General features: G+C 58.8%; 8 protein-coding genes and 1 riboswitch. All 8 genes read left to right on the forward strand.

Annotated features, from left to right (window positions below; all coding sequences use genetic code 11):
* The coding region (locus QVO43_RS02945) for a uroporphyrinogen-III synthase (protein ID WP_288174420.1) at positions 1 to 359 on the forward strand (359 nt) is incomplete at its 5' end.
* Entirely contained in the window at positions 356 to 928 is a 573-nt protein-coding gene (locus QVO43_RS02950) for a precorrin-2 dehydrogenase/sirohydrochlorin ferrochelatase family protein (protein WP_022487111.1), read from the forward strand. The genes QVO43_RS02945 and QVO43_RS02950, both read left to right, overlap by 4 nt.
* Before the next feature lie 154 nt (positions 929 to 1082).
* Positions 1083 to 1631: a ferritin family protein gene (locus tag QVO43_RS02955; RefSeq protein WP_012938354.1), complete on the forward strand. Its 549-nt coding sequence runs from the start codon at positions 1083 to 1085 to the stop codon at positions 1629 to 1631.
* Between the two features lie 93 nt (positions 1632 to 1724).
* Positions 1725 to 2354 (forward strand): lactate utilization protein, encoded by a 630-nt coding sequence (locus QVO43_RS02960; protein ID WP_022487112.1) that lies wholly within the window; start codon positions 1725 to 1727, stop codon positions 2352 to 2354.
* 92 nt (positions 2355 to 2446) lie between these two features.
* Complete coding sequence (gene citC, locus QVO43_RS02965; RefSeq protein ID WP_369678671.1) at positions 2447 to 3496, forward strand: [citrate (pro-3S)-lyase] ligase; 1050 nt, start codon at positions 2447 to 2449, stop codon at positions 3494 to 3496.
* Between the two features lie 58 nt (positions 3497 to 3554).
* Positions 3555 to 3663: riboswitch (SAM riboswitch) on the forward strand.
* A 53-nt stretch (positions 3664 to 3716) separates the two neighbouring features.
* The gene (gene metK / locus QVO43_RS02970) at positions 3717 to 4895 is read left to right on the forward strand and encodes a methionine adenosyltransferase (RefSeq protein WP_022487114.1); all 1179 of its coding nucleotides are present in this window, start codon (positions 3717 to 3719) and stop codon (positions 4893 to 4895) included.
* A gap of 1 nt (position 4896) precedes the next feature.
* A complete protein-coding gene (priA, locus tag QVO43_RS02975; protein WP_022487115.1) occupies positions 4897 to 7290 on the forward strand; it encodes a primosomal protein N' in 2394 nt (797 codons plus the stop codon).
* A gap of 102 nt (positions 7291 to 7392) precedes the next feature.
* Positions 7393 to 7544, forward strand: a 152-nt coding sequence (locus tag QVO43_RS02980) for a peptide deformylase (RefSeq protein WP_288174428.1), incomplete at its 3' end; no start/stop codon positions are given.

Raw genomic sequence — 7544 nt, forward strand, 5'->3', positions numbered from 1 at the left:
GACCTGGGGCGCGGCGCCTGCTGCTCCGGGCGGAAAACGGGTCCCCGGATCTGGTCCGGGAACTGGAAAAGGCCGGGCGGCCATACAGGGATGCTGCTGTGTACAGGATCTGCCCCCGGGAGGGACAGCCGGAAAAAGGGACCTGCCTGGCTCCGGATGTAATGATCTTCGGCAGTGCCGGAGGGGTCCGGGTCTTTTTCCAGCAGTATACCCTGGCTTCGGAAACCCGGGTCCTGTGCATCGGTCCGGTTACGGCCCGGGCTGCCCGGGAAGCCGGCTGCCTGGAGGTGGAAACAGCCCGGGTCCATTCAGCAGCGGGGATCCGGGCGGCCCTGGAACAGCCGGGAGGGGAATCATGAGCTATTTTCCTTTGATGGTCCAGCTGGAGGATGCTCCGGTGCTCCTGGTGGGAGGAGGCAGGACAGCCTTCCACAAGGCAAAGATCCTGGTGGATTTCGGAGCCCGGGTCCAGGTGGTGGCTCCGGAACTCCTGTCGGAATTCCGGGAGCTTCCGGTCCGGTGGGAGAGCCGGACCTTCGAACCGGAAGATCTGGACCGGGGGGACTGGATCCTGACAGTGGCGGCTACCAATCACCGGGAAGTGAACCGGACCGTAAGCCGTCTCTGCCGGGAGAAGCGGATCCCGGTGAATGTGGTGGACGATCCGGAGCTGTGTTCCTTTATCTTTCCGGCCCTGATCCGGGAAGGAGAAGTGGTCTGCGCCGTCAGCAGCGGAGGCCGGAGTCCTTTGGTGGCCCAGTATGTGAAAAAAAAGATCCGGCAGGCCCTGCCGGAAGGACTGGGGGCCCTCAATGAAAAAATGGGGAGCTTCCGCCGGCAGCTGAAGGTGGCGGAACCGGATCCCCAGGTCCGGAACCAAAGGCTCCGGGAACGGTTCCGGAAGCTGCTGGAAGAGCTGCACCTCTGACTGCAATAAAAACCTTTCGAAATGGAAAAATATTTTCCAAAAGTACTTGCATTATTTTGAGAGTCTGTTATAATAAAAACCGTAAGAGATAACAAATATCAACAAATAGCAAGTCCTTAAATAAAGGGCTTGACCATTTAGGGGAGGCAATATTATGAAAAAATTCATTTGCAGAGTGTGCGGTTATGTGTATGAAGGGGAAGAAGCTCCGGAAAAGTGCCCTCAGTGCGGCGCTCCCAAAGACAAGTTCGATGAACTGAAGGAAGGCGTGAAGGAATACGCTGATGAACACGTGGTAGGCGTTGCCAAAGGCGTGGATGAACGGGTCCTGGAAGGCCTGCGTCAGCACTTCACCGGGGAATGCTCCGAAGTGGGCATGTACCTGGCCATGAGCCGGGTGGCTGACCGGGAAGGGTATCCGGAAGTGGCAGAAGCCTACAAACGGATCGCTTTCGAAGAAGCGGAACACGCTGCCAAGTTCGCTGAACTGCTGGGCGAAGTGGTTACCGACAGCACCAAGAAGAATCTGGAAATGCGGGCTGCCGCTGAACAGGGTGCCTGCGCCGGCAAGAAGGAAATCGCCACCCTGGCCAAACAGCTGGGCTACGATGCCATCCACGACACCGTTCATGAAATGGCCAAAGACGAAGCCCGTCACGGCCGTGTATTCGACGGACTGCTGGCCCGGTATTTTGCAAAATAAGAAGGTAAGGCAGGGAGAGGTTGCTGCACAAAAGGTGCAGCAACCTCTTTTTCTATGGTAAAATAAAAAAAACACAAATGAGGGGGAATCGAAATGCAGGAGGCTTTGAGACGGCGGAATGAACTGCTGGCCCAGGTGGTGATCCGGGGGCTGGCATCCCGGAACATGAAGGGGTATTATGCGGCAACGGTGGAAGAGGCGGTGCAGAAGGCCCTGGAACTGATCCCGGAAGGCAGTGTGGTGAACATGGGCGGCAGCACCACCGTACGGGAAAGCGGTCTGGTGGAGAAACTGAAGGAAGGCAACTGGACCTTCATCGACCGGGACGAATATCCCACCCGGCGGCCGGCCCATCTGAAGGCCTATGATGCGGACTGGTATCTGGCCAGCTGCAACGCCATGACCCGGGACGGGATCCTGGTGAACATCGACGGCAATGGCAACCGGGTCTCCGCCATTTCCTACGGGCCCCACCATGTATTGTTCCTGGTGAGCCTGAACAAGGTGTGTTCCAGCCTGGAAACAGCCCTGGACCGGGCGGAAAACACGGCGGCTGCGGTCTGTGCCCAGAAATTCGACATCCAGACACCTTGTAAGACCACCGGGTTCTGTTCCCACTGCAAGGCGCCGGAAACCCGCTGCTGCCAGATCCTGATCACCCGGTATGCCCGGCATCCGGAACGGGTACATGTGATCCTGATCAACGATCAGCTGGGTTTCTGACCGGGAAGAAAAGGGAAAGGGAGTTGGCGGACCAACCCTTCCTTTCCCTTTTTTGTGGTATAATGGATTCACTTTGAAACCAGAAGGAGACCGTGATGTCTGATTATTTTATTTCTCAAGTATATCCTTCCGATAAACGGACCAATGCCCAGGTGGATGCCCTGCTGGAGCAGGAGGGAATCCGCCGGGATGCCAACCTGGACTATACCTGTGTGATGTTCGACAATGATTACCGGGCCATTGCCACCGGAAGCTGTTTCGGCAACACCCTCCGGTGCATGGCGGTGGACCATCACCACCAGGGGGAAGGGCTGATGAACGAGATTGTGTCCCATTTGGTCCAGTACCAGTATGAACGGGGAAATCTCCACCTTTTCCTGTATACCAAATGCAGTTCCGCCAAATTTTTCGGGGACCTGGGTTTTTATGAAATCGCCCGGATCGAAGACCAGATCGTCTTTATGGAAAACCGGAAGGAAGGTTTCTCCAGCTATCTGGACCAGCTGGCCCGGAGCCGGGTGGAAGCTCCCAAAGTGGCGGCTATTGTCATGAACGCCAACCCCTTTACCCTGGGGCATCAGTACCTGGTGGAAAAAGCGGCGGCAGAAAACGACCTGGTCCACCTGTTCATGGTCAGCGAGGACGCCAGCCTGTTCCCCTATGCCGTCCGGAAGAAGCTGATCCAGGAAGGGACACGGCACCTGGCCAATCTCCGGTACCATGACAGCGGTCCCTACATCATCAGCCAGGCCACCTTCCCCAGCTATTTCCAGAAGGATGCGGAAGCGGTGATCGCCAGCCATGCCAACCTGGATCTGGCCATTTTCGTGAAGATCGCCCGGAAACTGGGGATTACCGCCCGGTATGTGGGGGAAGAGCCCACCAGTGTGGTCACCGGCCTGTACAACCAGGTGATGGAAAAGCGGCTGCCGGAAGCGGGGATCCAGTGCGTGGTGGTGCCCCGTCGGGAAGAACAGGGCCAGGTGGTCAGTGCCTCCACAGTACGGAAGGCCATCCAGGAAGGAAAATGGGCGCTGGTACGGGAGCAGGTGCCTCCCACCACCTGGGACTTCCTCCAGAGCCAGGAAGCCCGGCCCATCCTGGACCGGATCCGGAAAGAGCAGGACGTGGTCCATTACTGAGGACCCGTCTTGTATTTTCCTACTGTATCTGTTATAATTACAAAGCAAAATCGAATACAGCTCATCAAGAGTGGCGGAGGGAATGGCCCTGTGAAGCCACAGCAACCATGGCCCTGGGCCAACGGTGCTAATTCCTGCAATGCGGTTTGTCGATTGTAAGATGAGAGTCCCATAGGTACTCTCATTTTGGGAGTATTTTTTTTTGTGTAAGGAGGAAATAATGAAGAAAGTATTTACGTCTGAATCTGTCACGGAAGGCCATCCTGACAAAATCGCCGATCAGATCTCTGATGCGGTGCTGGATGCCATCCTGGAACAGGACCCGGATGCCCGGGTTGCCTGCGAAACCCTGGTGGCCACCGGCCAGATCCATATTGTGGGGGAAATTTCCACCAGCTGCTATGTGGACATTGCCAAGATTGCCCGGCAGACGGTGATCGACATTGGCTACGACCGGGCCAAATATGGTTTTGACGGAGCCACCTGCGGGGTGCTGATCTCCATCGATGAACAGTCCCCGGACATTGCCCAGGGGGTGGATGAATCCGATGAATCCAAACAGGGCGCCCAGGGAGAAGAAGAAAAAATCGGCGCCGGGGATCAGGGGATGATGTTCGGCTATGCCACCGATGAAACGCCTGAATACATGCCCCTGCCCATTTCCCTGGCCCACAAGCTGTCCCGCCGGCTGGCCCAGGTCCGGAAGGACGGCACCCTGCCTTATCTCCGTCCTGATGGGAAGACCCAGGTCTCCGTGGAATATGATGACGACAAACCGGTACGGGTGGACACCATTGTGGTTTCTGCCCAGCACAGCCCGGAAATCACCATGGAACAGCTGCGGAAGGACATCCTGGAACAGGTGATCCGGCCGGTGGTGCCGGCGGATCTGCTGGATGAAAAGACCATTTACCACATCAACCCCACCGGCCGGTTCGTCATCGGCGGGCCCCAGGGGGATTCCGGCCTCACCGGGCGGAAAATCATCGTGGATACCTACGGGGGCATGGCTCGTCACGGAGGCGGTGCCTTCTCCGGGAAGGATCCCACAAAAGTGGACCGGAGTGCTGCCTATGCGGCCCGGTATGTGGCCAAGAACGTGGTGGCTGCCGGCCTGGCCAGGAAATGCGAAATCCAGCTGGCCTATGCCATCGGGGTGGCCCGTCCGGTGTCCATCAGCGTGAACACCTTTGGCACCGCTGCCATTCCGGAAGAAAAGATCGTGGAACTGATTGAAAAGAACTTCTCCCTGACTCCGGCGGGTATTATCCGGAGCCTGGATCTGCGCCGGCCCATTTACCGCCAGACTGCTGCCTATGGCCATTTCGGCCGGACGGATGTGGATCTGCCCTGGGAACGGCTGGATAAAGTGGATGTGCTGAAAAAAGCACTGGAATAAGATGGAATACGCAAAGGTTGCCATCAATCTGCCTGCCAAAAACATTTTTCGGCAGTTCACCTACCATGTGCCCCAGGCCCTGGATTTCCTGGGCCAGGGCTGGCGGGTGGTGGTGCCTTTCGGCCAGCAGCTGCTGGAAGGTTTCATTGTGGAAGAGGACCGGAGCCCGGATCTGTCCCGGGAACTGAAGGACATTGCCGATGTGGTGGGGACGGAACCCTGGTTCGACAGTGAAATGCTGGCCACCGCCTACTGGCTGTCCCAGTACTACCTGTGCACCCTGGCGGAGGCCCTGCGGCTGTTCATCCCGGGCCGGAAAAGCCTGGCGGCAGTGGGGAAATACGTCCCAGTGCCTGAAGTGGCCGGGCTTACCCCTGAGGAACAGGAACTGTACGATTTCCTGACCCTGAAGGGTCCCCAGTCCCGGCGGGCCATCCGGAATCTCTCGGGAGGAGAGACGGCCCTGAAGGGACTGATTGCCCAAAAGGCGGTGGTCCTTTCCTACGATGTGAAATACAAACTGCGGGAAAAAACAGAGCGGACCTTTACAGCAACACCGGAAGGGCTGGCCGCACGGGAAAACGGAGAGGTCCGGGGCAAAAGCCAGCTGGCTGCCCTGGACTTTTTGCTGTCCGGGAACACCGCCAGCGCCGGGGAGCTGGAAGGAAAAGGCATCTCCTCCGCGGTGCTCCGGAACCTGGTCCAGAAAGGCTGGCTGCTGGAAGGCCGGCGGCGGGTCCTCCGGGACAGCTACCAGGGGCTGGAAGCCCGGAAGGAAACCCTGGAACTGACGGAAGAACAACAGGCGGCCATCCAGGCAGTGGACCGGGCCCGGGAAAACCGGGATCCCCGGACCTTTCTGCTCCAGGGGATCACCGGCAGCGGCAAGACGGAAGTCTATCTCCGGCTCACCGACAGGGCCCTCCGGGCAGGCCAGCAGGTAATGGTGCTGGTGCCGGAAATCGCCCTTACCGGACAGATCGTGAAACGGTTCAAGGCCTGGTTCGGCGCCGGGGTGGCGGTGGCCCACAGCCGGCTTTCCCCCAGCGAGCGGGGAGACGTGTGGAGCCGGATGCGGTCCGGCCAGGCCCGGGTGCTGATCGGGGTCCGGTCGGCGGTGTTCTGTCCCTTTGCAGACCTGGGACTGATCCTGATGGATGAAGAGCATGAAGGGACCTACAAGCAGGAGGAACGGCCCAGCTACCATGCCCGGCTGGTGGCCCAGTACCGGGCCCATTACCGGAAGGTGCCGGTGGTGCTGGGGTCCGCCACCCCGGACCTGGAGTCTTATTATCTGGCGGAACAGGGGGTCTACACCCGTCTCCGGCTTACCCACCGGGCCAAGACCGGCAGTCACCTGCCCCAGGTGTCCATTGTGGACATGCGGGAGGAACTCCGCCAGGGGAACCGGACGGTGCTGTCAGAAGCCCTGCGGAGGAAGCTGGAAGACGTGGTGAAGAACGGGGAGCAGGCCATTGTACTGCTGAACCGCCGGGGGTTTTCCACCTTTGTGCTGTGCCGGGACTGCGGAGAATCCCTCAGCTGTCCCAACTGTGCGGTGTCCCTGGTGTACCATGCCCGGGAGCAGCTGATGGAATGCCATTACTGCGGCCATACGGAACCGGTGCCCACCAAATGTCCCTACTGCGGCAGTCCCCGGATCCGGTTCTTCGGCACCGGCACGGAAAAGGCGGAACGGGAAATCCGGGACCTGTGCCCGGGAGTCCGGCCCCTGCGCATGGACCAGGATTCCACCAGCGGGAAGTTTGCCCATGAGCAGATCCTCCAGGCCTTCCGCCGGGGGGATTACAATGTGCTCCTGGGGACTCAGATGGTGGCCAAGGGCCATGATATCCCCAATGTGACCCTGGTGGGAGTCCTGAGTGCGGATTCCCAGCTGAACCTGCCGGATTTCCGCAGCGGAGAGCGCTGCTTTGCCCTGCTGACCCAGGCCGCCGGCCGGGCAGGACGGGGAGAGAAGCCGGGGCAGGTGATCTTCCAGGCCTATGATGCGGAAAATCCCATTCTCCAGATGGCCGCCCGGCAGGACTATGAAGGGTTTGCCGAAAGGGAGCTGGCCCAGCGGAAGGAATTGGGGTATCCGCCCTTTACCCGGATGCTGAAGGTCACCGTCCATCACAAAAGGGAAGAGGAGGCCCTGGCCACAGCCCAGAAACTGGTGAATGCCCTGGAAGCCTGGCAGCTGGAAACCGGCCATCCCCTGGAGATCCTGGGTCCCTTCCCGGCTATCGTGGCCAAAGTGAACCAGATCTACCGGATCAACGTGCTGCTGAAAAGCCCCCGGATGAAGCCGGTAAAAGATTGGCTCCGCCAGTCCGAATACAGGAATATGGCCAATGTGTATTTCGACGTGGATCCCATGAGTGTGGTGTAGGGCCGCGGCCCGCGACCGGGGGTGTGAATTTTTTCACACCCCCCTTTTTTTATCTCCTATGGTATAATAGAAAGTAAAAATTGCGATAGGAGTCGATGATATATGGCAATCTATGACATTGTAAAAGTGGGGGCGCCCATCCTTCGGGAAAAGGCGGTTCCTGTTACCAAATTCGATAAAAAACTGGGCCGGCTGCTGAAGGATATGGCGGAGACCATGTATGCGGCCAACGGCTGCGGACTGGCGGCCCCCCA

Source organism: Acidaminococcus sp. CAG:542 (assembly GCF_000437815.1).
Lineage (GTDB): Bacteria > Bacillota > Negativicutes > Acidaminococcales > Acidaminococcaceae > Acidaminococcus.